Genomic DNA, 23,970 nt, shown 5'->3' on the forward strand with positions numbered 1-23,970 from the left:
AACAGCACCGGATTTCATCCCTCCGCAACAATTCCGGCGGCGATCTTCTCCTCCTTCACACTTTCCTCCGCCGTCCGGCCGGACAGGCAGACCACCGCGCAGCCTGCGGCGATCACGGCGGCGACGTACCAGTTCAGTCCCGGCAGATCCAGCGAACCCGACAGATCGAACAGCACGCCGGCCAGCAGCGAACCAGCCATGTTCCCGGCGCTGCGGAAGAAGTGCATGGCACCCATCGCCTTCGCGAGCCGGTCCTCGGGAACCCGCCGCGCGACCCACATGTCGAACGAAGGCACGAAAAGAATGTCACCGAGTACGACGACGAGGCACCCCGCGAACACCCACCCCGGACCCCGGCCGGCGCCGAACGCGAGGAAGGCCAGCGTCATGCCCACGAGCCCGATCGCCATCACCGTGCCGGGTTCCAGGCGCTTGATGAGTGCCTTGAACAGGGGGTACTGGAGTACTAGTACCACCAGACCGGTGATCCAGAAGGGGGACGAGGGAGCCCACCCCGAGGCGTACCTCTCCATGTGGAGGGGGATGCCGACGATAAAGCCGATCGACAGGAACCAGAAGACGGCCGAGAGCAGGAAGTAGCGGGTCGCACCCCGTACCTCGATGCCCTTGAAGACAGCGGTGCTGAAGAGAGGCGGCTTCGGCGTAGTACCCGTAGTACCCGTAGTACTTTCGTCACTCTCCGTGCTGGTCGTGAAGCCGTCGCGCGGGATGAACGCCGACGACGCCAGGCAGAAGCCGATGAAGATCGCGAAGACGACGGAGAAGAGGGTGCGCAGGTTCAGGTCGACGAAGAGGCCGCCGATCAGCGCGCCGCCGAGGAGGCCGACCTGCGCGGCCATCTGGAACGTGGAGAACGCCTTGGGCCGCTCGTCGTCCGGGTAGGAGACGAGGATGTTCTTCAGGCCGGGGAAGGCGGTCCCCGAGCCGAGGCCGATGAACAGGGCCAGCGCGCTGTAGGCGGCGACCCCGCCGACGAATCCCATCGCGCCGAGCGCCGTCGCCTCCAGCGCCGTACCGGCGAAGACCGCGCCGCGTACGCCGATCCGGGCCGCGACCCCCTCGTAGAAGAAGGTCGCGGCGAGCCGGCCGACGTACGTCATGCACATCACGACACCGGCCCAGAAGCCGCTGTCGGTGCCGCCGAGGGAGGCGACGAAGACCGGGAACCAGATGTAGTTGCCGATGTGGGCGAGGAAGATGCCGGCGTTGACGCCGATCAGCGCCCGCCTGCGTTCGGAGGTCACAGGGCTGCCTTTCTGCTGGTCTCCGCGTCGGAGCGGAGTTCGGAGCGGAGTTCGGTGATCGCCCTGGCGAGGGCGGGGCGGTCGACGGGAATGCCGTGCACAACCGTTTTCTGCGGGATTGCTGTCAGCGGTGCCGCGGGGTCGATCAGGTTGTACGTCGCCGGCGCGCCGACGCTCAGCGGGTGCGCGCCTGAGGTGTCGCCGCGCAACTCGTCGAAGTACCGGCGTCCGCCGACCGTCGCCCGGTGGCGCAGCGGTTCGTCCAGCGAGGCGTCCTCGCCGCGCAGCAGACCGAGTTCACCGAGGAGTGAATAGCCGTGGTACGCACCGGTGTTGCCCGCATCGGTGCCGATCAGGAGGCTGCCGTCGGCGAGCCCGGCGAGCGCGTTGCGGCGCATGTCACCGAGAGCGGCCGTACGGATCTCCTGGACGCCGAACTTGACGCCGTACGGCTGCTCGATCCCCCGGACGAGGTCGAGGTTGCGGATGTCCTGGGTCTCGGCGAAACCCTCGCGGGAGTACTCGGCGAGGAACTCGTCGCCGGTCATGACCATCGGCCGCAGTCCGGCGAGCGTCGAGATGAACCGCGCTCCCTCGAACTCCTTCCGGTCGGCGGCGTCCAGCGTGCGGTCCCGGACGGTGTGCGCGAAGAGGCGGAAGCCGCACGCGTAGGCCCAGCGGGTCTCCTGGAGCGTGTTGCAGTCGATGACGGCGGTCACCCCCCGCTCGGCCGCCAACCGGGCGGTGAACCGCAGGACTTGCTCGGAGATACGGCTGAACTTGACGGGACTTCCCGGCTGTTCGGTGCCGTCGGTGAACATCACCTTCAGGAACGTGCCGCCCCGCGCGGAGTTGGCGCTCAGCGCGTGGTCGAGGTCGGACTCCACGGACAGCATGTGCACCGGCGCCGGGAACTCGACGCCGTGTCCGGTGCGGCCGGCCGTGTCGGTCGTCGCGGTGACCGCGTACCCGCAGTGGACGAGGTCGGGGTACGGCCAGGGGGAGGCCGTACGGCCCCGCTCCCAGGCGTCGGCGACGAGGGGGAAGCCGAACATGTCCACGACGTGGGTGACCCCGTGGTACAGGTACTGGAGAGCTACCACTTCCGGGGGATCGGCGGTGTCGTCCCAGTTCGCGGGGAGGGAGACGTGCGCGTGGGTCTCGGTGTAGCCGGGCCACAGTTCGGCCTCGCCGCCCCGGCGGGGTCCGGTCTCGTGGAAGGCGGTGAAGACGCCGTCCTCGGTGGTGACGTCGTAGACGCTCCGCGGGTCGAGTGCGGGGACCGCGACTGCCTCCAGAGTCGTACGGGTACGGGTCACCGCGCGACCTCCACCTTCAGGCGCAGGTCGATGTGGTCGAGGCCCTCCTCGCAGCGCTTGTTGACCTCGTCGCGGCCGGTGCCGGTGAAGATGACGTGGCCGATCCAGTCGAAGTTGCTGCGGGAGAGGCGGGTGACCGCGACGCCGGGCTTCTTGTAGGCGAGGGCGCTGTGGAAGCCGGGGAGCTGAGTGAGTCCGTCGAAGCCGATCTCCTCGACGACACCCTCGACCGGGGAGCCGAACCAGTGGCCGCCTGCGGTGACTTCACCGGGGAACGGCAGCTCGGGACGCTCGCCGAGAGCCTGCCGGATGACCTCCAGATAGGCGTCCACGCCGGAGCTGAGCTGCATCAGGCTCGGCACGATCCCGCCGATGAGACGGCCGTTGACCTCGCACAGCACCGGTCCGTCGGGGCCGAGCAGGAACTCCGTGTGGATGAACCCGAAGTCGACGCCCAGCTCTTCGAGGACGCGGGTCGTCATCGCGAACAGCTCGTCCTGGAGCGGGTGTCCGGAGAAATACGTCGCACCCATCTCGATGAAGTGCGGGAAACCGCTGAGCGGCCGGTCGGTGAGGCCCAGGTTGACGATCTCGGCGCCGCCGTCGGCCGTGCGCAGCACGCAGGACTCCACCGAGATCAGCTCCCCGGTGACGAACTCCTCGATGAGCACGTCCGGTACCCGCACGACGCCGCGTCCGTAGTCCGTGACGTCCGCCAACTCCGCGAGGTACGACCGGAGATCGTCCTCGTCCTTGAGGTGCAGGACGTGCAGGCTGGCAGTGCCGTCGGACGGCTTCACGACGCAGGGGAAGCCGATCTCGCGTACGGCGGCCTCGACGGCGGCCGGGTCGTCCGCGTCGGCGACGTGCGCGAAACGCGGCTGGCCGACACCGGACTTGCCGTCCAGGGTGAGCCGGGTGCGGTGCTTGTGGCGGGCGTTGCGAGCGCCGTCCACGCTCATGCCGGGAAGTCCCAGCGCCTCGGCGACGGCGGCGGTGTGGACGGTGTGGTACTCGCTGTACGTCGTCACGCCGTGGACCGGGTTCGCCGCGTGCAGCTCGCGGGCCAGGGCGATCAACTCGTCGACCACGAAGGCTCGTTCGCTCTTCACGACGGTGCAGCGCGGGTGGGCGTACGCGGCCTCGGTGAGCGGGGAGACGGCGAGGTAGAAGTCGGGGTCGGCGGAGACCAGGGTGACGTCATGGCCCAGGTCGAGCGCGTTGGCGATGCCGGCCATGCCGTTCGGGTTGCATTCGATCATCAGGACGTGCATGAGAGGCTCCTCGGCCGGGACGGGGTGACGGTGGGGTTCTGCGTGGCGTGCTGCAACGCCTTGAGGACGGCGGGGAGTTCGAGGCCGAGCGCGGCCATCACCTCCGCGTGGTCGCCGCCGTACGACGGCCAGCTCCGGTCGGCGGCAACCGAGGTGACCTCGCAGCGAGGCAGGAGAAGTGCCAGTGCCTCGGCGGCTCCGCCCTGGGTCCGGTGTTCCTCGACGACCACGAACTTCCGGTGTCTGCGCGCGAGTTCGGGAGCCGCTCGGGCGAGGTGCTCGTGGTCGACGTGCACGAGGTGTGCGTGTGCCGTGCCGGGCCGCTGCTCGCGGGCCTCGACGGCGAGGCGGGTGCCTTCCTCGCCGACCGACACGAGACAGACGTCGCCGTCCGCCGACTCCCAGTTCACCAGGGGGAGTTGGTCCGCACCCGCGAGCGACGCGTACCGCGCGTTGCGTCCGGTCCGGATGTAGTACGGCCGTCCCGAGCGGGCCGCCTCGCGGATCACCGCCCTCATCTCGGCCTCGCCGTACGGCGCGGCGATCGTCACGCCGGGGACCGCGCGCAGGACGGCGAGGTCCTCCAGACAGTGGTGGGTCGTACCGAACCAGGCGCCGGAGACCCCGGCGTACGGCGCGACGACCGTGACGCCCGCGTTCAGGTATCCCAGCGTCAGCTTCAGGCTCTCGGCGGCACGCAGGGCGGCGAAGGGGGCGAACGTGCTGACGAACGGTCGGTATCCGCCGGCCGCGAGTCCCGCCGCCATGTCGACCATCGCTCCCTCGGCGATGCCGAGGTTGAAGAAACGGTCGGGGTGGGCGAGTTGGAAGGGGTGGCCCTTGCCGCCGAGGTCGGCTTCCAGGCAGAGGACGCGGTCGTCGGTGGCGGCGAGGCCGGTGAGTTCGGCACGGTAGGCGTCGCGGCCGGAGAGGGGCTGGGCGTCCGTGGCCGTGGTCATCGTACGACTCGCTTCCACTTGGCGGCCCGCGCCGCGTCGATGCTCACGTAGTGCGAGGCCGCCTTGCCTTCGACCGGCGGAACTCCCTTGCCCTTGACGGTCGTTGCGAGGACCGCGAGGGGACGGCCGGCCATGGGCCGGTCGGCGGCGAAGAGTTCGGTGAGGGCGGCGAGGTCGTGGCCGTCCACCTCCACCGTGTCGAAGCCGAACGACCGGAAGCGGTCGGCCAGTTGGGGCAGCGGGGAGATGTCCGAGACGAGGCCGTCGTTCTGGCCGCCGTTCACGTCGACGACCAGCACGAACCGGCCCAGCTCCTGCGCGGCGGCGACCTGGCAGGTCTCCCAGACCAGTCCCTCCTGGAGTTCGCCGTCCCCGGCGACGGCGATCCCGAGGCCGGGGGCGGCGTCGAGGCGCCGGGAGAGCGCCCACCCCGCGGCATACGGGACGCCGTGGCCGAGGCTGCCGGTGGGGAAGCGGACGCCGGGAACCTTCGGCCCGGGGTGTCCGGTGAAGGGTTCGCCGGCCAGGCCGTAGCGGGGTGCCGGGTTCTCCGGCAGGACGCCGCTGACGTACAGGGCCGCGTACAGTCCGGCCGCCGCGTGTCCCTTGCTGAGCACGACCTCAGTACCGTCCCCGGCCGCCGCCCGGTGCAGGGCGGCGATCAGGATGTCCAGCACGGAGAGGCTGCCCCCGAGGTGGCAGCCGCGCGGGCTCGCGGCCATGTCGATCACGAGGCGGCGGGCGGCGAGGGCGCGTTGTGCAAGCGTTTCCACAACGAGCGCCTGGTGTGGGGCCGCTTCCACGACACCCCGGTCCAGAGCGACGCTCATCCCCGGCCTCCTTCCGGCAGTGCCAGCCACCGGTTCACCGCGTCCGCCAGCAGCGACCGCGCCGTCCGGTACTCCATCGCCCCGATGCGCTCCTCGTCGGTGTGGTCGAGGGAGGAGTCACCGGGTCCGTAGGCGACCATCGGGACGTCGCGCCAGGTCGTGGCGAGCGTGTTCATGTCCGAGGTGCCTTTCTTGACGACGAACCGGGGCCGCACCCCGACGTCCGCGAACGCCCTGGTGAAGGACTTGACGAGGGGTCCCGTACGACCTCCGGCGTACCCCGGGGTAGCTCTCAGGACGGAGATCTCCACCCTGTCCCCCGCGAGAGCCACGGCCGCCGTACGCAGCGCGTCGAGGTCGGCCCCGGGAGGGACCCGGAAGTTGAGGATCCCGGTGGCACTCCCCTGCTCACGCCCGGTCGCGCAGGAGACGTCGATGACGGCGCTGAGCGCGTCGGGTGCCTGGGTGAGGACCCCGGCGCGGATCGCCGCAAGCACCTCGATGAGCCGGTCCGGCGCGGACACCGCGTCCATGCCCGCCGAGTGTCCGGTCGGCACGGAGACGGTGACGCGCAGCTTGAACAGGCCGAAGTAACCGAGTGTAAGCGTTTGTGCACCACTGGGTTCCCCGATGACGACGGCGTCGGCCGGGTAGTGGTCGCGCGCGTGGAAGGCGCCTTTGGAGGACGAGATCTCCTCCTCGACGGCTCCGACGACCATGACCTGTCCGTCGTCCGGGATGTCGGCGTGCGCGAGGACTTCGAGGAACGCGGCGAGGCACCCCTTCGCGTCGACGCTCCCCCGGCCCCACAGCTCGCCGCCCCGCCATTCGGTGGGCCAGACGTGCGGCACCGTGTCCAAGTGGCCCATCAGCAGCAGCCGTCGGCGTCCGCGGCCCCGGCTCGCGACGAGGTTGCCGGCCGCGTCGACGTGCGCGTCCATGCCGCGCTCACGGCACCATTCGGCGAGGTACGCGGCGAGTTCGGCCTCGTCCCCGGAGACCGAGGGGACGCCGACGACGCGGGTGAGCAGGGTGAGGTCGGCGGCGGGTTCGCGGGTGCGCCAGAAGCGGGTCCAGCCGGTCGGCTCGTCCATGGTGTGCGGGCCGGTGATCGCGACGTCCGCGCTCGACTCCAGGGCGAGTTCGGCCGCGCGCACCTTCTGCCGCATCCGTCCGCCGGCGTAGCGCGCGGCGTCGCCGGGGTAGGCGTCGGTGAGCGTGGACCCCGGGTCGGCGGGGTCGGTGAGCAGCCCCCGGGTGCCGGTCACGAGGCGTACGTGGTCGGCGTGCAGGGAGCCCGCCAGCGCCGCCGCGAGGACGTCCGCGTCGACGTTGAGCGGGGCCCCGCCGGCCGTGTCGGCGACCGGCGGGGAGAGGCACACGACGTCGTACGCGTCGAGCAGCGCGGCCAGGCGGACGGTGTCCACGTCGGTGGGGACGCCGGCCCGGTGGTCGCGGACGACGAGGGTACGGCCCTCCGCCGAGACCGCCTTGAGCGGACGGTTGGCGCGTCCCGCGACGAGTGCGCCGCGTGCGGCGACCGCCGTGAAGACACTCAACTCGTGGAGGTTCAGGCCCTCTTCGACGGCCGGCAGGGTGACCCGCTCGTAGGCGTCGACGAGGTGCGTCATCTCCTCGGGCGGGCAGTACCGCACCGAGTCCCCGTTGGCGAGCCGGAGTTGAGGCATCGGGCGGCCGATCGCCCGGTAGTGGCGCTCGATTCCGGTGGCGCCCCCCGCGACGAGCAGGACGCGGGCACCCCGGCCGACGAGGTCGGCGATCTCCTTGAACACCGTCTCGCGGTCGAGGGTGGCACTGCCGACCTTGACGACGTACAGGGCGCGGCGTGAAGTCGTGGCGGCCTTGCGGTAGTTACCGGCTACGGTTCCGACAGCCGTGCCGGATACGGGAGTTGCGCTCACGGTGACACCGCCGTACTCGGCAGTCCGGCCGCTTCCTCGAACCCGGCGATCAGGTTCATCGCCTGGATCGCCTGTCCCGCCGCACCCTTGACGAGGTTGTCGAGAGCGGCGACGGTGACGCACTGTCCGTCGCGGACGGCGACGGCGACCTCGGCGACGTTCGAGCCGACGACGGCCTTCAGCATCGGGAAGTCCTGCGGCGCCTTCGGCGCGGGACGCACCCGCACGAACGGCTTGCCGACGTACGCCTTCGCGTAGGCCCGCTTGACGTCCAACGGCGTGACGCCGTCGCGGAGTTCGGAGTACGCGGTGACGAGGATCCCCCGCGACACGTCGAGGCTGTGCGTGGAGAACCGCAGTTCGACGGACGCGCCGGTGAAGTCGGCGAGGGCCTGGCGGATCTCCGGCGCGTGCCGGTGGCCGTACAGCTTGTGCACCCGGAAGTTGCCCGAGCGCTCGGCGGGCGGCTCGCCGCTGTCCCGGCCGCCGCCGGTGGAGCCGGTCTTGGCGTCGACGATGACCCGGTCGGCCACCAACTGCCCCTGGGAGAACAGCGGGTAGAGGGCGTAGATGGTGGTGACGGCCATGCAGCCGGGCAGGTTGACGAACCGTCCCTCCGGCACGGACGTACTCAACTCGGGTACGTAGTAAGCGAATTGGTCCAGCGGCGGGTGCTCGGCGGTCTTCGGGTAGTGGCTGCGGATCTCGGCCTCGTCCCGGAGCCGGAAGTCGCCGCCCAGGTTCAGGATCCGCTTGGCGTGTTCGGCGATCAGCGGCAGCCGCTCGGGCAGTGCGCCGGTCGGCAGGCAGGTGAACGCGACGTCCACCGGCCCGAGTTCGGCGAGCGGCCGGAACTTCAGGGAGGCCGCGCGGGGATGGTTGCGCAGCCAGGGGTGGACGGCGCCGACGGAGGCTCCGGCGGCACGCTCGGCGGAGAGGAACGCCAGCTCCACGCCCGGGTGTTCGAGCAGGAGGCGGATCACCTCGCCGCCGGTGTAGCCGCTCGCGCCGATGACGGCGACGCGCAGGGTGTCAGCCAAGGCGGGCCGCCTTCTCGTACGGCCGCCGGTAGTCGCGCTCCTCGACGAGCTTACGGATCGCGTCAGGGCGGCGCGCGACCTTGCGGAACGCGTCGGCGTACCGGAGGATCCGCTCGTACTCGACGGGCGAGCGCAGTTCGCGGCAGAGGACCAGCGTCGAGTCGAGCATCCCGAGGGTGACCGGGAAGTCCTCGGGCCGGTGGTCGCGTACCGCGCCGGGGTTGAGGGTGAACGGGTAGCCGTTGCCGAAGCCGTCGCGGTGCGTGAACGGCAGGTGGCAGGGGATCGGCGTGTTCTGCCACTCGCGCGCGGGAACCCCTTCGGCGACGAGGAGTTCGTGCACGGCCTCCTTCACCGCGAACACGGGAAGGTCGTCGAGACCGACTGCCTCCGGGTGCAGGGTGGTCCGGTACATGTTGTACGCGTGGACGTGTCCCTCGGGGACCCGTGGCGGCGTGAACAGCCCTGTTCCGTCGAGGACTTCGCCGAGCAGAGCGGCGTTGCGTGCGCGGATCTCGTCGTAGTACGGCAGCCGCTCGAGCTGGCTCGCGCCGAACGCGGCGGCCACCCACGACATGCCGTAGTCGATGCCGTGTTCGGCGAGATACGCCAAGGCACGCTCGTACGACTCCTGTTGAGCGAAGAAGGCGATGCCTCCCTCGCCGCCGAGCGGGAAGTTCTTGTCGGCCATCAGGCTCTGGCCGGCCGCGTCACCGAACGAACCGGCGACCCGGCCGTCGACGCGCGCGGAGTGCGCGTGGGAGGCGTCCTCGACGAGAGACAGGCCGCGCGCGTCGGCGAGTGCGCGCAACTCCCGTACGTCGGCGGGGAGTCCGTGGACGTGGACCGGCATGAGCGCGCGGGTGCGGCCGGTGATCGCGGCGGCTGCGGCGGCCGGGTCCATGCAGTACGTCACGGGGTCGATGTCGACGAACACGGGGATGGCGTGCGCGGCGACGACGGCCTGTGCGGTGGCGATGAACGTGAAGGCAGGGACGATGACTTCGTCACCCGGTCGCACCCCCGCGCCGACCAGAGCGAGGTGGAGGCTGGAGGTGCCGCTCGCCGTGGGGAGCGCGAACTGGGCGCCCACGTAGGCGCGGTAGGACTCGGCGAAGTCGGCGACGACCTTCTCCGGTGCCTGGCGCTGGGCCAGCATCAGGTTGAAGACGTCCTCCTTGGTGATGACCGGGAAGAGCGTGCGGCGCAGCGCCTTCGGGATCATCTCCGTGCCGCCGAGCGCGGCGAGTTCGGCGTCGACGTCGGCCGGGTCGGGCAGCGGCAGCGGTGCCGCCGGGAAGTCGGTGATCACTGGTTCGCTCCCGAGGTGGCGGCGGGCCGGGCCGCCTGGGTCAGGGCCATCCGCACGCAGGCGGCGACCAGCGGGCTGAGCCGGTAGTTGAACTGCACGCCGGGGACGGGCTGTTCGCCGTCCTCCTGCTGCGTCCACATGGTCCGCAGGTCGTGCGCGCCGAAGATCTTCAGCCGTTCGGCGCGCGACCAGAGGGAGGTGTCGTCGGTGAGGACGGCGGCGGCAGGGCCGAAGCCGATGCCGGTGAGGTCGACGACGAGAGCGGGTGCGGTGGACGTGAACTCGCCCAGCAGGTGGGTGTTTTCGGCGTCGAGGGAGAGGAAGTCGTACGGCGCGGGGGCGCCGTCGCCGGTGACGGTGACGCCGAGCCACTTGAGGAAGCGGACGCTCTCGGGGGTCGCGCCGGGCAGACTGACGGTGTCGCCGTGGCCGATTCCCTGGCCGGCGAGTGCGGCGTGCAGGGCGCCGGTGCGGCTGTTGAGGAGGACGGCTTTCCGGCGGCCGGTCCGCTTGGTCAACAGGCGTTCCAGACCGGGGAGTTCCCGGTCGCTCTTCTCGATGCTCATGACGACGCCCGAGGTGAGGACGCGGGTGAGCACCGTGGTGGTGTCGAACGGTTCCATGACGTCGGTGTTCTCCGGTTCAGGCGGCTACGGGCGCCGGCGCGAGCTGCTGGGTGACGTGCTCGGCGAGCAACCCCGCGACGTCCACGCCGTGTTGGGCGGACGACTTGGCGAACTCCGGGTTGGCGTTGACCTCCAGGACGAGGAGTTCGCCGCTCGCGCGGTCCTCGACGAGGTCGACGCCGTAGAAGCCGGGTCCGAGGACGTCGACGACGAGTGCGCACAACTTCTCGATCTCGGCGGTGAGTTCGACCCGGCGCACGGTGGCGCCGAGGTGCGTGTTGGTGCGGAAGTCCGTGGAGGCGCGCTCGATGGCGACGACGGGGGTGGTGCCGACGACGACCACGCGCAGGTCGTGGCCGGGTTTGTCGACGTACTCCTGGACGACGACGGGGAACAACTTGCCTGCCGCGTCGGCGGATTCGCGTCCGCCGGCCCATGCCTCGACGCACTCCGGGTTGACCATCCGGGTCACGCCGCGGCCCCAGGAGCCGCTGACCGGCTTGACGACGGCGGGCAGGCCGAGTTCGGCGACGGTCGCGCGGACCTGGTCATAGCTGAAGGCGTGCCGGGTCAGCGGGTGCGGGATGCCGTGCCGGGCGAACAACAGGGCTTGCAGACCCTTGTCGTTGCAGGTCTCGATGACGGCCGCGCGGTTGAGGGTGGTGATGCCGGCGTGTTCGAGGCGCCGGGAGACGCCGATGGCGTCGCGGTGGGAGAGGTTGCGGATCAGCGCGAGGGCGGGTGGCGCGGCGGCGCCCGCGACCACCCCGGCGAGATCCTCCATGAGCAGCGGGTCAGCGGTGAGTCCTCGGTCACGCAACGCCCCGAGGAGGAGTTTCTCCTCGGGACGCAGCATGGTGACCGAGAGCAGGACCCGGTCGGTGGCGGTCACTCGCCCCAGTCCTCCTCGACCTCGGGCGCGAGGTCGAGCCGGATCACGGCGTCGCTCTTCTCCAGCACCTCGTGCTCCTGACCGCAGGCCGCGCACTCGGTGATCTCGCCCTTTTCCCAGTCGGCCTGGACCTCGAATTCGGTGTCGCAGACGAGGCACTTGGGAGCCGCCACGGCAAGGGACATCGACAACACTCCTTATTTTTCCGTAAAACTTGTGGACGGGCATGCGGAAATCACCGTGCGGCGGTTATCGCGCGCCGGAATTTCCTGAAGCAGGCGACGGACGGCGGACGATGACGGATCGTCACGTTCCACCGGGCCGGATCATCCCCAGCGGTCGTCGCCCGGAACCGACGTGGCGGCGGCCGACGTCGTGGGGTGAGCGGTGGCGGCGGAAACGCCGGTGAAAGCGATTGCCGTGACGGCGAGAGCGCCGAGCAGGCCGGCGAGTCTGCGGATCAGGACGGCACGCTTCATTTCAATCCCCCTGTTGATATTCGGGCGGCTATCCGTGGTGCGCCGCCCGCACACCGAAAGAGTGCCTCCGGAGGCATGGTTGCCGAAAGGGTCGACAGGGTTCATGATCATGCGTTGCAGAAGTCAGAAGGGGGAGCGACGAGATGTGCGGCAAAACAGACATAAGCGAAGCCGGGTTTCATACAGAGCTCTGTTCCGCGGGAATCACGTTCTACCGCAACGCCGTACGGCGGGGCCGGGCCGTCCGCGACGGAGCCCCGGACTGTCTGGAGTCACTCGGACTACTGACGCCGGCCGTGGACGACCCGGACGCCGTCATACCCGTACCCCCTGAGATGGCCACGGTGGCGCTGACCCGTCCGCTGGAGGAGGAGATCCTGCGGCAGCAGCGGGAGATGGCCGCCGTAAGGACGACGATGTCGCAGGTGGAGAGCGTCTACCGAGACCTCCAGGGGCGCGACGGCAAAGCCGTGCAGCCGCTCGCCGGGGAGTCGGTGATCGCCGCCGCGATCGACGAGGCGGTGCGCTGCACGCGGGTCGAGGCGCTCTCCGCACACCCCGGTGGCGGCCGGCCGCAGCGCGCGCTCGTCCAGGCGCTGCCGCTCGCACTGGAGGCCCGCGAGCGCGGCATACAGCAGCGCAGGCTGTACCAGCACACCGTCCGCACGCACGGGCCGACCCTCGACTACATCAAGGCCGTCACCGAGGTCGGCGTCGAAGTCCGCACCGTGAACGAGGTGTTCGACCGGCTGCTCGTGTACGACCGGACGGTCGCGTTCATCCCCGACGTCGAGAAGTCGCACCGCGACCACGCGCTGCGCGTCACCGATCCCGGGATCGTGCACTTCCTGGTCTCGGTGTTCGAGCACGCCTGGGAGCGGGCGCAGGCCATCGTCTACACGGACGACCACCACCGGCCGCGCCTGCTCACCGATGAAACACGTCTACGCGTGTTGCGTCTGATGGTCGACGGCTACACGGACGCGGCGATCGCGACGCGGCTGGGGATGAGTACGCGGAGTGTGGCGAGCCATCTGAAGAAGGTGTCGGACATGCTCGGGAGCAAGAGCCGGGCTCAGCTGGCGTACCTGACGGCGCAGAGCGGACTGCTGGACGAGCCGGTGGGGGACGGGGCCGAAGCGGCTCCGTAGCGCTCAGGTACTACCCGGGTAGTACCACGGGAGGGGTCTCGTACCGGACGGCTCGACCCCTCCCCCGGATCTGGGTCAGTGCGTCCGTACCCGCAGGAAGTAGAACCGGGTCGTCTGTACGGCGTTCTGGTTGTCGTCGCTGACCAGCGTCACGCGCAGCCGGTCGCCGGAGCGGCCGGTGACCGCCATGCCCTCGATGTTGTCGAGCAGGGGGTTGGGCTGGGGCTGCTTCGCGGTGGCGCCGAGGCTCGGGCAGTCGGCGATGTCGGCGAGGAGCGTCTTGCGGATGACGCGCACCTCGGGCTGCCCGGTCAGGTACTCGACGTTCCGCGTGTCCGTCGCGCGGCGCGGGTCGGCGAGGTAGAGGCGGACCGTGTTGCCGACGCCCGCGGTGAACCCCCGCTCCAGGACGAGGAGTTGCCCGCCGGGCAGCGCCTGCACCTCGGGGACGCCGAGCCCGGCGTCCGTCCGGTAGGCGTACTGCGCGCCGAGCGCGAACCCCTTCCCGTGCCGCTTCCAGGTCTGGAACCGGACGGTCCCGGCGGCGTCCCCGGCCAGCGCGTACTCCATGGACGCCAGCAGCGTACGCCCGCCGTCCGCCCAGCTCAGGCCCTCGAACGTGCCGTTGGACACGGCCCGCCCGGCCGGCGCGACCTGGAGCGGGGCGGGGACGGGGAGCCGGTCGAGGACACGGCCGTCCCGGTCGTAGCGGCGTACCGACGGCTCGGTCTCGGAGGTGATCAGCCGGGTGCCGTCCCGGTCGATGACCAGCCCCTCCGAGTCGAGGGCCACGCCCTTCTCGTCCGCGAGCTGAACGACCTTGCGGGGCTGGAGAGTTCGCCGGTCCAGCGAGAACAGGGCCGACCGGTCGGAGAGCGCGGCGAGGGTGCCGTCCGGATCGAGGGCGAGGGCGGAGAAGTTGCCGACGAAGGTCCCGTCGTACGACGTCTTGTCGAGGGAGTCGGAGAAGCCGCCGATGGCCACGGCGGGCGAACAGGCGTGGTTCGCGGGCGTGTTGGCCGCGGCAGGCCCTGCGGCGGTGAGGGTGGTGGCTGCCGCCAGGCCGGCGGTGAGGGTGGCGAGTACGGTTCTCAGGCGCATGGACGGCACCGTAGGACGCGCGGGTGTCCGCGAGAAGAACGCCCTGCCACGGACGCTGTGCCGTGAACGCCGCGCGATGGACGCCGTGTTGTGCCCGCCGCGCCACGAACCCCGGGAAGCCCGGCCGCGGGGAGGCCGGGTGCCGGTTCGTTCAGGACGCCTTGAGGTCCGCGTGGACGGCCTTCGCCACGCCCTGGATCGTCGCGATCCCGTAGTTCATGGTGCTGTTGCCGTGCGTGAGCACGGTGATCGTGTAGTCGTGCCCGCCACCGGTGAACGTGCCGACGCTGTGCACGCGCCAGCCGTTGGTGGCCCGCTGGAGCCAGCCGTTCTTGACGCGGACGGCGACACCGGCCGGAGCGCCGTAGGGAGTTCCCCAGCGCTGGGACGAAATCACCTTGCTCATCAGGCCGTTGGCGTACGAACGGGAGCCGTCGGTGAGGACGGTGTTCTTCGCGTGCAGCAGCTTGAGCAGCTTCTGCTCGTCGGTGACCGTGATCTGCGTGAGGCCCCAGTACCCGTTCGCGCCCGGCTTCGTCTGGGTCATCGCGGCGGCCTTGAGGAAGTTGTTCACCTTGGTGACGCCGAGCTGCTTCCACAGGGTGCTCGTGGAGGCGTTGTCCGACTTGGTGATCATCGCGGTCGCGAGGGACTTCTCGCGGGCGGTGAGGGAGCGCTTCGCCTTCTGCGCGTCCCAGAGAAGTGTTGAGAGAACGGTTACTTTGACGACGCTGGCCGAGTCGTACGCCGAGGACGCCCGCAGCGTGCAGTTCGTGTTGGTCGTACGGTCGTAGACGCCGACGGCGACCGTGCCCTTGCGGGAGGCGACCGCAGCGGTGATGTCCTTCTTGAGTTTGATCGCGAGGGCCGCCTTGGACGACGTGCAGCTCACGGCGGGCGCGGCTGCCGAGGCCGGGACGGCGGCGGTTATGAGGAGGCCGGTGCCGAGGGCGGCGACGGTCGCCGCTCTAGCACGTCTCGAAGTAGACGGAGTCATACCTCAGTTGACTCATGAGTTCGAGCGAATGGTTGTACGAGCCGTCAGCACGGTTGGGTAAAGGTTGCACAACGCGTTACTACGCCCCGCGCGCATTCACAGGTGACGGCCAGCTTCGGCACAGCGGTCGCCAACGTGGGGTTCGCACCATGCTCGGGTGACCTCTGCCACCGATCCCCAGCACCGTACGACCGAGCCGTCCGTGTCCCCCGACCAGCCACCGCCCGAGCCCGCGGCGGGCGCCGTACCGGGGAAGGCGCCGCGCTGGTCGCTGCCCGCGCTGCTCGCGATCCTGGTCCTGGCGGCGGTCCTCTACTCCTGGAACCTCTCCGGTTCGAGCCTCAACAGCTTCTACAGCGCTGCCGTGTTGAGCGGTACGGAGAGCTGGAAGGCATGGTTCTTCGGCTCGTTGGACGCCGGGAACTTCCTGACCGTCGACAAGCCGCCGTTCGCGCTGATGGTGATGGGCCTGTCCTGCCGGGTCTTCGGCTTCGGCACCTGGCAGATGATGCTGCCGATGGTCCTGGTCGCGCTCGGCACGATCTGGATCCTGCACGCGTCCGTGCAGCGGGTGTGGGGGCACGGCGCGGCGGCCGTCGCCGCGCTGGTCCTGGCGCTGACCCCGATCACCGTCGCCATCAACCGCGACAACAACCCCGACACGCTGCTGGTGTTCCTGATGGCGGGCGGCGCGGCCCTCGCGCTGCGCGCCGTGCACAACGGCAGACTGCTGCCGCTGCTCGGGTCGGCCGCGTGCTTCGGGCTCGCCTTCAACACCAAGATGCTCCAGGGCTACATCGCGCTGCCGGCCGTCTTCGCGGTCTACCTGTACGCGGCGAGGCCGAAGCTGGTGAAGCGGATCGTCAACCTGCTGCTCGCGGGTGCAGTACTCGCGGTTTCCTCCTTCTGGTGGGCCGCCGCCGTGTCCGTAGTACCTGCGGACGAGCGGCCCTACATCGGAGGTTCGACGGACGGTTCCGCCTGGAACCTGATCATGGGCTACAACGGCCTCGGCCGGGTCTTCGGCGGCGACGGCAACATGGGCGGCGGAGGCGGGGGCGGCGGCGGAGGCGGCGGCTTCTCCGGCACCGCCGGTCTCGGCCGGATGTTCAACGACATCCTCGGCGGGCAGATCTCCTGGCTGCTGCCCTTTGCAGCAATCGCTTTCATCGGCGCGATCATCCTGTGCGGACGCGCTCCGCGCACCGACCTCACCCGCGCCGCCGTCCTGGTCTGGGGCGGCTGGCTGGGCCTGCACTTCCTCACGTTCAGCATGGCCGAGGGCACGATGCACCCGTACTACACGACCGCCATGGCGCCCGGGATCGCGGCGCTGTGCGGGGGCGGCGGCGCGATGCTGCTGCGCGCGTTCCGTACGGACAAGCGGTGGGTGTGGGTGCTGCCGGTGGCTCTTGCAGCAACCGCTCTCTGGTCCGTTGTGCTGCTGCGGCGCGCGTCCGGGTGGAACACCTGGCTGTGGCCGGCGGTCGGGGTGGTGATGGCCGCGGCCGTCGTCGGGCTGATCGTCTTCCGGTCCGGGAACCGGGTACGGCTGCTGGCGGCTTCCGTCGCTGCGGCGGTCGTCGCCTCGGTGGCGGGACCTGCGGCGTACGCGTGGTCGGTGCCGTCGGGGTCCGGCGGAGGTATGGGGGGTATGGGGGGTATGGGGGGTACTAATCCCACGGCCGGTCCGACCACGGGGAACGGTGGCTTCGGCGGGGGGCCTGGTAGGGGTGGTACGGGGGGTGGACAGGGTGGCTTCCCTGGTGGCCAGGGTGGTCGAGACGGTCAGGGGCAGGACGGTCAGGGCGGCGCTCAGATGACGCCCGGCGGCGGGTACGGCGAGTTGCCCGGCGGCGTCCAGGGCGGTACGCCGCCCGGCGGCACCGGCTCCACCGAGGGGAACGCCGGGTTCGGCACCGAGGGCGGCACCGAAGCCGGCGGCACCCAGATCGACCCCGGCGGCATGACCGGCGGCGTACCCGGCGGTGGCGGCATGGGCGGCGGCATGGGCATGGGCGGCGCGAACAGCGAGCTGATCGCCTACCTGAAGAAGCACCAGGACGGCGCCAAGTGGCTGCTGGCGGTGTCGAGTTCGCAGAGCGCGGCCCAGCTGATCCTCAGCAGCGGCGAGCCGGTGATCTCCATGTGGGGCTGGTCCGGCAGCGACAAGGCGATGACCCTCGCCAAGCTGAAGGAGCTGGTCAAAAAGGGCGAGCTGCACTACATCCAGATCGGCGGCAGCGGCATGGGCGGCGGCCCCGGCGGCAGCTCGAACGTCAGCTCCGAGGTCACGGAGTGGGTCCAGCAGAACGCGACGGCGGTGAAGGAGAGCGACTACAGCAAGAGCGCGTCCACGTCGGCGAGTTCGGCCAGCGAGTCGTCGTCCACGTCGAACACCTCGACGGTCTACCGCCTGGACCCCTCGGACGTGAGCTGACCCTCGCCCCCGGCGGCACCGGCTCAAGCGGCCCTCACCCTTCAGAAGAGCGAGGGCCGCTTTCGTCATACCCCGTAAGCTCACGAAGGTGATCGACACCATCGTGCTGGACGTAGGCGAGACCATCACGCGGGACGACCGCTACTGGGGAGCCTGGGCCGACTGGTTCGGCGTGCCTCGCCACACGGTCTCCGCGCTCGTCGGCGCCGTAGTGGCCCAAGGCCGTGACAACTCCGACGCGTTGCGGCTCATCCGTCCCGGAGCCGACCTCAAGGCCGAGTACCGGAAGCGCGCAGAGGCCGGTCACGGGGAGCAGTTGGACGAGTCCGACCTGTACGACGACGTCCGCCCGGCCCTCACCGCCGTCCGCCGGACCGGCGTACGCGTCATCATCGCGGGCAACCAGACTTCTCTGGCCGGTGACTTGCTGTGAGGGCTGGCCCTCCCGGCAGACCTCATCGCCACGTCTGAGGAATGGGGTGTCGCGAAGCCCCGGCCCGGCTTCTTCGAACGAGTGCTGGAGGTGTCGCAGGCCCCTGCCGACCGCACGCTCTACGTCGGAGATCACCCGGCGAACGACGTATTCCCCGCCCGGACAGCCGGGTTGAAGACGGCACACCTACGACGCGGGCCCTGGGGACACCTCTGGGCCGACGTCCCGGAGGTGGTCGCGGCGGCGTACTGGCGGATCGACAGCCTCATGGAACTCGTGGACGTGGTAGGCCGCTAGGCAAAAGCTCCACTCCGGGCGGAGGAGAACGAAGCTGTTCGTGCGCGTACATGGTGACCTGCGAGCGGAAGGGGCTCTTCTGTCATGCCCGGGCACCCAGGCATGATGAAACCCATGATTCGCGCTGTGATCTTCGACGTCGGTGAGTGCCTGGTGGACGAGACCACCGAGTACGGCACTTGGGCCGACTGGCTCGGTATCCCACGTCATACCTTCCACTCCATGTTCGGCGCCGTCATCGCCCGAGGCCGTGACTACAGAGAGGTGTTTCAGGAGTTCCGGCCTGGCTTCGACCTGTACACCGAGCGCGAGCGCAGGGCTGAGGCCGGGAAGCCCGAACACTTCGGGGAGACAGACCTGTACCCCGACGTCCGTGACGCCTTCGCCGCTCTCCGCGCGGACGGACTGTGGGTTGGGATCGCCGGCAATCAGACGGTCCGTGCGGGCGGCATCCTGCGCGAGCTGTTCAGTGCCGATGTCGACCTGATCGGCACCTCGGACGACTGGGGCGCCAGCAAGCCCGACCGGGCGTTCTTCGACCGCGTCGCCGAAGTTGTCCCCGCCGAAGCGGACGAGATGCTGTACGTCGGCGACCGTGTCGACAACGACATCCGGCCGGCCGTCGCCGTAGGCATGCACACCGCCCTCATCCGCCGAGGCCCGTGGGCGACGATTCAATGGAACACCGAGGAAGCCGAGAAGCTCCCGACATTCCGCATCGAAAGTCTCCTCGAACTCTCCGGTCTGGTGCGGGAGTTCAACGCGCGAGGGCACTGACCGTCGTCGACCACCCATACAGCCGGTCGTCCAACTCGCGCACGCACCGCTCGTGCTGGTGCGGCGCCAGAGTCCGCCGCACCTCCCGAATCCGATCCATGCCCATCGCGTACCAGGTCCGCTCCAGTTGGTCGAGCGCGCGGACCGCATACGCGCATGCTGCCTCGGGGTCGCCGGCCGCGGCCTCGACAGCGGCGAGGTCGCCGAGCACGACCGTGATCTGCTTCTCCTCAGGCTCCAGGGAGTCGAGGACTCCGAGGAGAGTGACCCTTGCTTGGGGCAGGTGGTTGGCCTTGAGCTGGGTGTTGCCTTTGAAAGCGGCAAGACGGACCGGGCTGAACCAGTCCATCCACTCAGGCGTCGCGTGTTCGGAGCCGTGAGCGAGCACGTCCTCGGCATGGCCGATCAGGTGCAGCGCGGTCCGCGCATTCCCGCAGCGCGTTTCGCACTCCGCCTCTACCGCATCCAGCCACGCGAGCAGTTCGGCAGACGCCGGACCCCGGCGGGCATAGGTGCGTGCGGCCACCATCCTTTCCATCGCCGCCTCCCGGTCTCTCGCCCAGGCTGGAGCGAACGCGGTGTGCGCAAGGACCGCAGCACCGAGTAGAGGATCGTCCGCCTCGCCTGCTGCCTGGAGCGCACGGAGAAGAGTCTGCTGGGAGCGGCCGGCGTCGCGGATGTCGAAAAACTCGATCCTGCCCGCAAGGAGATACGTCTCCGCGAGCGCCGCCGCTACGCGTTGCTTGGTCTGCCCAGCGGTCTCGGGAAGCAGGGCACAGCCGAGGCAGGCGTGCGCGATGGCAGCGGGGTGGAGAGTGGCAGGGGCGACGGACCAGTACAGGCGGCGGTGAGACCGGGTGATCGCCTCATAGTCGGCGGCGACAGTCGCGGGTTGCATGGCCACAGCCTGAGTGGGAACGGACGGCAGGCCGACTCCTGGGGTCTCGGCGAGCGTGCTGATATGGCGACGAGACTTCGCGGGGAGGCCGCCAGGCGGGGTGAAGCCGAGCGATTCCAGGTCCTGCCCAAGCAGGCGGATGAGAGCCTGGGCCACCTCGGGTTGGGGCCAGGGCGGTGATTCGGATTCCCATCGGCGGACCTGACGGACCCCCACCTGGAGGGCATCCGCAAAGGCCTGCTGGGAGTTGAACCCAGCCGCCATCCTGGCTGCCTTGAGACGGGTGTTACCTGAAGGCCGTGCCACTGCTCCACCTCCGCATCGAGCCCTGCGGAGAGTGTCCCTCAAAGCCCTATTGACGGCTAGCTACCCCCCTTGTGAGTTAATAAAAGTCCTCTTTACGCCTCAGAAAAGTCCCTCTTAAGTCCTCGGAAGTGCCGTTCCGCAGGGCCAGGCTGAGACACGTCAGATTCCAGGCCTCCAAGGAACCACTCGTGTCGACGCCGCCGTTACTGTCCGCTGAGGAGTGCGCCCTGCACGACGCAGGGCATACGTGGGATGCCATCCGCGTACCCCACACGCTCGGCCTCACCGCCATGCGCATCCTCGGCAGTCGCTGCGGAGCTGTGATCGTGAACAGCGGCGGAGACACTCTCTACTTCTTCGTCTCCGTCGGTACCGCCGCGAACTGGTCCGTCGAGGGCACCCGTCCCGTGGGCCGGGGATCTGTGATGGCGATCCCGGCGGAGCGCCGTACGGACGGACCCGGCGCGCACTGGTTGATCTGCCCCGGAGAGGACGGCTGGCTCACCGACCCCGCCGCCCTGGAGGCGGCGCTCGGAGACAGCGTCGCCTCGCACGAGCCCGAATAGGCCGCTGCCGCAAATACCCCGGCGACCGTTCGCGGCGGCCCCGGGGCGCGGCCAACGCTGCAAAGGAGCGTCAACATGGCGAACGGTATCGCCCCCCAAGGGTCGCCTCGGCCCTCTGGCTCGATCACGCCGGCCTACGAAGTGAACCGGCACGGCATGATCACCAAACAGGCGAGCAGGACGGACGCGCAGCCGTCGCTCACCTCGACCTGCGCCGCTGCCGAGTGGTACGGCACGCAGAGCACACTGCTGCGGCACGGCGAAGTGGCCGAGTTCGGCGAGCAGTTCACTGCCTGCCTCGCGCAGTTGGTGCCGGAGGTCAAGGAGATGGCTGAGCGCTTGGACCCTGGCGACGCCGAGGCGGAGACCGCGCTTGCCGCCGTCAGGACCGCCTGTATGCGGATGGACCGCCCGAAAGCCCCGGGTTCGAGGGGTGAGTCGGAGCGAGTCGGTGACCTCGCGCTCTCGGTCAGCGCTCTCGCCCACCACCGCGAGAAGCTCACCGCCGCGTTGGCCGTGCTGGAGGCACGATGACCAGGCCGACCCACGCCTGCCCCAACGAGACCCGGCGCCGTCGACTCCTCGGAGTCGCATACCTCTCCGTACTGGTCACCCTGGTCGTCGCCCTGGTCTGGGGAATCGCCTCCGGGGGTTCGTTGTGACGCCCGCCCAACTGCTCTGGTGGGATATGCCGGTGCCTTGGGTGACTCCCTGGAGCCATGAGCAGACGCTGCCCAGCCGGTTCGTCCGGCACGTCAACGAGGAGTCCGAGGAGCGGCTCGGCTACGCGGACGAACACCCCTCGGACCGGCGCAACGGTGTCCTGTGGGTGCGGATGTCGGTGACACGGGGGCGCGGCGAGCCGGACTTCGCGGGCCTGCACCCGCTGCGCCAGCGGCAGGCGATGACGCACATGCTGTGCCAGGTGTGCGGGACCACGACCGTCGGCACCCGCGCGGACGAACGGCACCTGTTCGACTTCGTCGCCCGTGGCGATGACTCCCCCGTCCGGGAGGGCGAGAGGGTCATCGTGCCGCCCGTGCACGAGACCTGCGCCCTCCAGGCCGTTGAGCAGTGCCCCCACCTGCGCCGGGGCTGGACCGCAGCCCTCGTGGGCTGGGCCCCGTCCTGGGGCGTCGCCGGGGCCCTCATCCATCCGGGCACTCTCGACCTGATCAGTGACCCGTCCGATCTGGTCGAGGTGCCGTACGCGGACGAGCGGCGTCTGCGCTGGATCTACGCCTCCCGCGAGGCCGTCTCCCTCCACGACGTCGAGCCGATCGACCTCGCCCGCCTGGAGATCGAGGCCCGAACGGCACGGGCCCCGGCATGAAGTCGGTCATCGGTCTGCTCGTGTACGTGGCGGTCGTGACCGCTCCTGTCCTCGCCCTGGTGCTGGCGCGGACGCCGACCTGAAAACGCATCCCCACGGCGACCGCAGGGTCAGGGTCACACCTCGCGAGTTCCTGTCCGGTAGTCCGATGCTGTAAGGCCCTGGCAGCGCGGGGCTACCGCTTTTCTCCACAGCCCTCGGCGCGGCTCCGCGCCGGTCCGCAAGTCAACAGCCAACCGGCCGAAGGAACTTCATGACCAACACGACCGCCGAACTCGGCGAGGCGACCCGCCTGCGGAACCAGGTGGTGGACCAACTGTGCGCGGACGGCACGATCTCCTCCCCTGAGATCGAAGCCACGATGCGCAAGGTCCCGCGCCACGAGTTCACCCCCGACGCCCCGCTGGAGAAGGCGTACGACACGTACGCGGCGGTGGTCACGAAGGTGGACCAGTACGGCGTTCAACTCAGCTCCGTCTCCGCCCCACAGATCCAGGCCATGATGCTGGAGCAGGCCCAGGTGAAGCCCGGCATGAGTGTGCTGGAGATCGGTTCGGGCGGGCTGAACGCGGCCTACCTCGCCGAACTCGTCGGCGAGGACGGCGATGTCGTCACCGTGGACATCGACCCCGCCGTGACCGAGCGCGCCGCGCGCCTGCTGGCCGTGCACAACTACGACACGGTGCGGGTCGTCACTGCGGACGCGGCCGAGCCGATCACCCCCGGCCTCGGTGAGTTCGACGTCATCCTGGTGACCGTCGGGGCCTGGGACATCCCTCCGGCCTGGATCTCGCAGCTCAAGCCGAGCGGCCGGCTCGTAGTGCCGCTGCGGATGCGCGGCCTGACCCGTTCGATCGCCTTCACGCAGGTGGCAGGCGAGCACGGTGACCACCTGGAGAGCGAGTCGGCGCTGATCTGCGGCTTCGTCCCCGTGCAGGGGGCAACTGCTCATCAGGAGGAGTTGCTGCTGGTCAACGGCACGTCGGAGATCGGCCTGAAGTTCGACGACGGGCTGCCGGCCGATCCGCACCGCCTCGACAACGCCGTCACGATGCCGCGCCACGACCTGTGGACCGGCGTCACCGTCGGCCTCCGGGAACTCCTCGACACCCTCCAGATGGCGATGGCGATCGGTCTTCCGGGCTTCTGCACGATGGCCGTCGACGAGAACCTGGACACGGGCCTGGTCGCGCCCGTGAACAAGCGGTTCGCCCTCGCCGCCGTCGAGGACGACACCTTCGCCTATCTCGTCACCCGCCGCACCGAGGACGCCCAGCACGCCGAGTACGGCGTGCACGCCCTCGGCCCGCACGCGAAGCAACTCGCCGACAAGATCGCCGACGTGCTCCGCGACTGGGGAGCCAACCGGCGCGGCGGCCCGGGCCCGGTCGTCCGGGTCCATCCGGCCGGCACCCCCGACGACCAGATCCAGGCCGACCAGGTGATCGACAAGGTGCACAGCCGGATCTCGCTCTCCTGGCCGTCGGCGTGACCCCGAGGCCAGGCAGTCCCGCACCATCCGAACAAGAGGAAGGCAGCACATCATGACGAGCGCCACCCTGGCCCCGCCCGCCCTGCTGGCGGACCCGGCCGACGACGGCGACGACGACTTCGCTCCCTTGGACGTGAGGGTCGTCATCGCCGAGCACCCGCACGGCAAGCTCATGTGCTCCACGGGCGACGGCTGCGGCAGCACCTGCGCGACGGGCTCCTCCGCCTGCACCTCGTTCGTGGAGGACCCGGCGTGACCTCA

At 69.9% G+C, this 23,970-nt stretch carries 24 protein-coding genes and 1 pseudogene; 10 read left to right on the forward strand and 15 right to left on the reverse strand.

The annotated features are described in order from the left end of the window. Nucleotides 1–14: 14 nt before the first annotated feature. From ACQCO7_RS15150 to ACQCO7_RS15205, 12 genes are all read right to left on the reverse strand, one after another. Nucleotides 15–1,265, reverse strand: coding sequence for an MFS transporter (locus ACQCO7_RS15150; RefSeq protein ID WP_464072333.1), 1,251 nt, complete (start codon nucleotides 1,263–1,265; stop codon nucleotides 15–17). Continuing rightward, nucleotides 1,262–2,584, reverse strand: a complete 1,323-nt coding sequence (locus tag ACQCO7_RS15155) for an amidohydrolase family protein (RefSeq protein WP_464072334.1) — start codon at nucleotides 2,582–2,584, stop codon at nucleotides 1,262–1,264. The genes ACQCO7_RS15150 and ACQCO7_RS15155 overlap by 4 nt, the downstream gene beginning before the upstream one ends. After that, on the reverse strand, nucleotides 2,581–3,858 hold the full coding sequence (locus ACQCO7_RS15160) for an ATP-grasp domain-containing protein (RefSeq protein WP_464072335.1): 1,278 nt from the start codon (nucleotides 3,856–3,858) through the stop codon (nucleotides 2,581–2,583). The genes ACQCO7_RS15155 and ACQCO7_RS15160 overlap by 4 nt, the downstream gene beginning before the upstream one ends. After that, on the reverse strand, nucleotides 3,846–4,817 hold the full coding sequence (locus tag ACQCO7_RS15165) for a transketolase family protein (protein WP_464072336.1): 972 nt from the start codon (nucleotides 4,815–4,817) through the stop codon (nucleotides 3,846–3,848). The genes ACQCO7_RS15160 and ACQCO7_RS15165 overlap by 13 nt, the downstream gene beginning before the upstream one ends. Beyond that, nucleotides 4,814–5,647 (reverse strand): thiamine pyrophosphate-dependent enzyme, encoded by an 834-nt coding sequence (locus ACQCO7_RS15170; protein ID WP_464072337.1) that lies wholly within the window; start codon nucleotides 5,645–5,647, stop codon nucleotides 4,814–4,816. The genes ACQCO7_RS15165 and ACQCO7_RS15170 overlap by 4 nt, the downstream gene beginning before the upstream one ends. Further along, the gene (locus tag ACQCO7_RS15175; RefSeq protein ID WP_464072338.1) at nucleotides 5,644–7,569 is read right to left on the reverse strand and encodes a M20/M25/M40 family metallo-hydrolase; all 1,926 of its coding nucleotides are present in this window, start codon (nucleotides 7,567–7,569) and stop codon (nucleotides 5,644–5,646) included. The genes ACQCO7_RS15170 and ACQCO7_RS15175 overlap by 4 nt, the downstream gene beginning before the upstream one ends. Continuing rightward, entirely contained in the window at nucleotides 7,566–8,609 is a 1,044-nt protein-coding gene (gene argC, locus ACQCO7_RS15180) for an N-acetyl-gamma-glutamyl-phosphate reductase (RefSeq protein ID WP_464072339.1), read from the reverse strand. Before argC ends, ACQCO7_RS15175 begins: the two co-directional genes overlap by 4 nt. Further along, the gene (locus ACQCO7_RS15185; protein ID WP_464072340.1) at nucleotides 8,602–9,921 is read right to left on the reverse strand and encodes a DegT/DnrJ/EryC1/StrS family aminotransferase; all 1,320 of its coding nucleotides are present in this window, start codon (nucleotides 9,919–9,921) and stop codon (nucleotides 8,602–8,604) included. Before ACQCO7_RS15185 ends, argC begins: the two co-directional genes overlap by 8 nt. Continuing rightward, nucleotides 9,918–10,544, reverse strand: a complete 627-nt coding sequence (locus ACQCO7_RS15190) for a PLP-dependent aminotransferase family protein (RefSeq protein ID WP_464072341.1) — start codon at nucleotides 10,542–10,544, stop codon at nucleotides 9,918–9,920. The genes ACQCO7_RS15185 and ACQCO7_RS15190 overlap by 4 nt, the downstream gene beginning before the upstream one ends. A gap of 19 nt (nucleotides 10,545–10,563) precedes the next feature. After that, entirely contained in the window at nucleotides 10,564–11,439 is an 876-nt protein-coding gene (locus tag ACQCO7_RS15195) for a RimK family alpha-L-glutamate ligase (RefSeq protein WP_338683478.1), read from the reverse strand. After that, nucleotides 11,436–11,624 carry a lysine biosynthesis protein LysW gene (locus ACQCO7_RS15200; protein WP_050369545.1) on the reverse strand — a complete coding sequence of 63 codons (189 nt, stop codon included), beginning with the start codon at nucleotides 11,622–11,624 and terminating at the stop codon, nucleotides 11,436–11,438. The genes ACQCO7_RS15195 and ACQCO7_RS15200 overlap by 4 nt, the downstream gene beginning before the upstream one ends. A gap of 141 nt (nucleotides 11,625–11,765) precedes the next feature. Next, nucleotides 11,766–11,918, reverse strand: coding sequence for a hypothetical protein (locus tag ACQCO7_RS15205; protein WP_464072342.1), 153 nt, complete (start codon nucleotides 11,916–11,918; stop codon nucleotides 11,766–11,768). A gap of 296 nt (nucleotides 11,919–12,214) precedes the next feature. Between ACQCO7_RS15205 and ACQCO7_RS15210 the strand changes: the two genes are divergently transcribed. Continuing rightward, nucleotides 12,215–13,069, forward strand: a complete 855-nt coding sequence (locus ACQCO7_RS15210; protein WP_464072343.1) for a helix-turn-helix transcriptional regulator — start codon at nucleotides 12,215–12,217, stop codon at nucleotides 13,067–13,069. Between the two features lie 75 nt (nucleotides 13,070–13,144). On the opposite strand, the gene ACQCO7_RS15215 is transcribed toward ACQCO7_RS15210, so the two are convergent. Both ACQCO7_RS15215 and ACQCO7_RS15220 read right to left on the reverse strand, forming a co-directional pair. After that, entirely contained in the window at nucleotides 13,145–14,170 is a 1,026-nt protein-coding gene (locus ACQCO7_RS15215; protein WP_464072344.1) for an esterase-like activity of phytase family protein, read from the reverse strand. Between the two features lie 151 nt (nucleotides 14,171–14,321). Further along, the gene (locus ACQCO7_RS15220) at nucleotides 14,322–15,167 is read right to left on the reverse strand and encodes a serine hydrolase (RefSeq protein WP_464072345.1); all 846 of its coding nucleotides are present in this window, start codon (nucleotides 15,165–15,167) and stop codon (nucleotides 14,322–14,324) included. Nucleotides 15,168–15,324: 157 nt separating this feature from the next. Here ACQCO7_RS15220 and ACQCO7_RS15225 point away from each other — a divergent pair, with 157 nt between their 5' ends. The 3 genes and pseudogenes from ACQCO7_RS15225 to ACQCO7_RS15235 all read left to right on the forward strand — a co-directional run bounded on the left by ACQCO7_RS15225 (nucleotide 15,325) and on the right by ACQCO7_RS15235 (nucleotide 19,114). Next, the gene (locus ACQCO7_RS15225) at nucleotides 15,325–17,607 is read left to right on the forward strand and encodes a mannosyltransferase YkcB-related protein (RefSeq protein ID WP_464072346.1); all 2,283 of its coding nucleotides are present in this window, start codon (nucleotides 15,325–15,327) and stop codon (nucleotides 17,605–17,607) included. A gap of 88 nt (nucleotides 17,608–17,695) precedes the next feature. Next, a pseudogene (locus ACQCO7_RS15230) lies at nucleotides 17,696–18,337 on the forward strand (HAD family hydrolase). A gap of 114 nt (nucleotides 18,338–18,451) precedes the next feature. Further along, a complete protein-coding gene (locus tag ACQCO7_RS15235; protein ID WP_464072347.1) occupies nucleotides 18,452–19,114 on the forward strand; it encodes an HAD family hydrolase in 663 nt (220 codons plus the stop codon). Here the strand turns inward: ACQCO7_RS15235 and ACQCO7_RS15240 are convergent. Next, nucleotides 19,095–20,276, reverse strand: a complete 1,182-nt coding sequence (locus tag ACQCO7_RS15240) for a helix-turn-helix domain-containing protein (RefSeq protein ID WP_464072348.1) — start codon at nucleotides 20,274–20,276, stop codon at nucleotides 19,095–19,097. The two genes, ACQCO7_RS15235 and ACQCO7_RS15240, sit on opposite strands and share 20 nt — an antisense overlap. Nucleotides 20,277–20,644: 368 nt before the next feature. On the opposite strand from ACQCO7_RS15240, the gene ACQCO7_RS15245 reads away from it, so the two are divergent. The 6 genes from ACQCO7_RS15245 to ACQCO7_RS15270 all read left to right on the forward strand — a co-directional run bounded on the left by ACQCO7_RS15245 (nucleotide 20,645) and on the right by ACQCO7_RS15270 (nucleotide 23,965). Further along, entirely contained in the window at nucleotides 20,645–20,884 is a 240-nt protein-coding gene (locus ACQCO7_RS15245) for a hypothetical protein (RefSeq protein WP_464072349.1), read from the forward strand. A gap of 75 nt (nucleotides 20,885–20,959) precedes the next feature. Continuing rightward, entirely contained in the window at nucleotides 20,960–21,418 is a 459-nt protein-coding gene (locus ACQCO7_RS15250) for a DUF6415 family natural product biosynthesis protein (protein ID WP_464072350.1), read from the forward strand. After that, nucleotides 21,415–21,546 carry a hypothetical protein gene (locus tag ACQCO7_RS15255; RefSeq protein WP_464072351.1) on the forward strand — a complete coding sequence of 44 codons (132 nt, stop codon included), beginning with the start codon at nucleotides 21,415–21,417 and terminating at the stop codon, nucleotides 21,544–21,546. The genes ACQCO7_RS15250 and ACQCO7_RS15255 overlap by 4 nt, the downstream gene beginning before the upstream one ends. A 41-nt stretch (nucleotides 21,547–21,587) precedes the next feature. Next, a complete protein-coding gene (locus tag ACQCO7_RS15260) occupies nucleotides 21,588–22,217 on the forward strand; it encodes a hypothetical protein (RefSeq protein ID WP_464072352.1) in 630 nt (209 codons plus the stop codon). Between the two features lie 253 nt (nucleotides 22,218–22,470). After that, the gene (gene fxlM, locus ACQCO7_RS15265; RefSeq protein WP_464072353.1) at nucleotides 22,471–23,709 is read left to right on the forward strand and encodes a methyltransferase, FxLD system; all 1,239 of its coding nucleotides are present in this window, start codon (nucleotides 22,471–22,473) and stop codon (nucleotides 23,707–23,709) included. Between the two features lie 52 nt (nucleotides 23,710–23,761). Beyond that, nucleotides 23,762–23,965: an FxLD family lanthipeptide gene (locus tag ACQCO7_RS15270; protein ID WP_464072354.1), complete on the forward strand. Its 204-nt coding sequence runs from the start codon at nucleotides 23,762–23,764 to the stop codon at nucleotides 23,963–23,965. Nucleotides 23,966–23,970: the final 5 nt, after the last annotated feature.

This window comes from Streptomyces saintjeani, assembly GCF_055409605.1.